Origin of the sequence: Frankia sp. AgKG'84/4, from assembly GCF_023242965.2 — a bacterium.
Lineage (GTDB): Bacteria > Actinomycetota > Actinomycetes > Frankiales > Frankiaceae > Frankia.
Window position 1 is genome coordinate 1 of the sequence record NZ_JALKFU020001311.1, and the last position, 2,110, is coordinate 2,110.

A 2,110-nucleotide genomic window follows, 5' to 3' on the forward strand; every position below is an offset into this window, starting at 1 on the left:
GGCCATACGCGACAGTGGGGGGGTGACCACCCGGATTCCCCCAGCCCGACCCGTCGGCGTGCCCCGCGGTGCCGCCCCGTCCGCCGTCCCGGCGGGTCCGGACGGCGACCTCGTGGCGCGTGACCGCCGCGTCGTCTGGCATCCGTACGCCCCGGCCGCGGCCACCACGCCGCTGTTCGGCGTGGACTCGGCCAGCGGGGTCCGCCTGCGGCTGACGGACGGGCGGGAGCTGATCGACGGGATGTCGTCGTGGTGGGCGGCGATCCACGGGTACCGCCACCCCGTGCTCGACGAGGCGGCCCGCGCGCAGCTCGGATCGATGTCGCACGTGATGTTCGGTGGGCTGACCCACGAGCCGGCCGTGCGGCTCGCCGAGACACTGGTGGCGATCACACCGGAGCCGCTGCGGCGGGTGTTCCTGTGCGACTCCGGGTCCGTCGCCGTCGAGGTGGCGATCAAGATGGCACTGCAGTACTGGACCGGCCGGGGCCGCCCGGAACGGACCAGGCTGCTGACGATCCGTCGTGGCTACCACGGCGACACCTCCGGTGCGATGTCCGTCTGCGACCCCGACGCCGGGATGCATCACCTGTTCAGCCAGCTGCTGCCGCGCCACGTGTTCGCGCCGGCGCCGGCGTGCGCCTACGACGAGCCGTGCGCGGACGCGCACGTCGCCGAGTTCGAGCGGCTGCTGGCCCAGCACGCCGACGAGGTCGCGGCGGTGATCCTCGAACCGGTGGTGCAGGGCACCGGCGCGATGCGCTTCTACGCGCCCGGCTGGCTCGCGCGGGTCCGTGAGCTGTGCGACCGGTACGGCGTGCTGCTCATCGCCGACGAGATCGCGGTCGGCTTCGGCCGGTCCGGGGAGCTGTTCGGCTGCGACCATGCCGGCGTCGCCCCCGACATCATGTGCCTGGGCAAGGCGCTCACCGGTGGCTACCTGTCGATGGCCGCGACGCTGTGCACCGACGAGGTGGCCGACGGCGTGTCCGACTCGCCGGCCGGCGCGTTCATGCACGGCCCGACGTTCATGGGCAACCCGTTGGCCAGCGCGATCGCGAACGCGAGCGTCGAACTGCTGCTGGCCTCGCCGTGGCGGGCCCGGGTCGCGGAGATCTCCGCGGGCCTGCGCGCGGGGCTCGCCCCGGCGGCGGACCTGCCGGGCGTCGCCGACGTGCGGGTGCTCGGGGCGATCGGGGTCATCGAGACGCGGGAACCGGTCGACCTGAACGTCATCGGCCCACTGCTGGTGGAGCTCGGCGTGTGGGTACGGCCCTTCGGCCGGCTGGTGTACACGATGCCGCCGTTCATCATGACGTCCGCCGATGTCGCCACGCTGACGGGCGCGATGGTCGAGGCGGTCGCCCGGACCACCGGGACCTGACCGACCGGGATCTGACCGACCGGGATCTGACCGACCGGGATCTGACCGACCGGGACCTGACCGACCGGGACCTGACCGACCGGGATCTGACCGACCGGCGCCGACCGATCGCGGGCGGTCCTGGTCCCTGGCTGGTCCGGCTGTCGGCCGGCGGTGGTCCCAGACGCGGAGCCAGGGCCGGTCCCGGGCGTGTCGTCTGTGGTCTCTCGGCGGGGTCGGCCGTCGGCGGCGCCTTCGGCGCACGTCCTGGGCGGCTTTCGGAGCCCCATTCGTTGTCGCAGGTCAGGTGCCATTCAAGGAACGGCTGGTGGGCGGTGAATGCGTCCCGTTCCCCGACGCGGAGCAGATTGGCGCCGCATTGCTCCGGTTGCGAATCTCCCGAACGTCTTCGTACTCTTCGTTCTCGATGATTCACTGTGAGTAGCAATTCTGAGGGTTGGATTCACCGGGCGGTTCCGGCTGGCTACGGCCGCGGACGAGAACGAGGAAGGCCATCCGCCGATGCCGTTACGCATGCGAGTCTCACTCCGCGCGGGTTCGGTTCTGCTGGGTGTCGCCCGTGGTGTGCGGCGGCGGCTGTCCACGGTGACGCGGTGGCCGCGGACGGCACTGGCCCGCCGCCGGCGCCCCGACGCCAGGCCCGCCGAGCCGGGGCGTGGTGGGCACGGCCGGCGTGGCCGCCTGGGCGGGTCGCCCGGCGCGCCGGCCTCCGGGTACGGTCACCGA

2 protein-coding genes are annotated in these 2,110 nt (G+C 73.0%); one reads left to right on the plus strand and one right to left on the minus strand.

The features are described from left to right. Nucleotides 1–58 precede the first annotated feature (58 nt). On the plus strand, nt 59–1,384 hold the full coding sequence (gene bioA / locus MXD58_RS29980; protein ID WP_248840850.1) for an adenosylmethionine--8-amino-7-oxononanoate transaminase: 1,326 nt from the start codon (nt 59–61) through the stop codon (nt 1,382–1,384). A 522-nt stretch (nt 1,385–1,906) separates the two neighbouring features. On the opposite strand, the gene MXD58_RS29985 is transcribed toward bioA, so the two are convergent. After that, nucleotides 1,907–2,110, minus strand: a 204-nt coding sequence (locus MXD58_RS29985) for a hypothetical protein (protein ID WP_518478721.1), incomplete at its 5' end; no start/stop codon positions are given.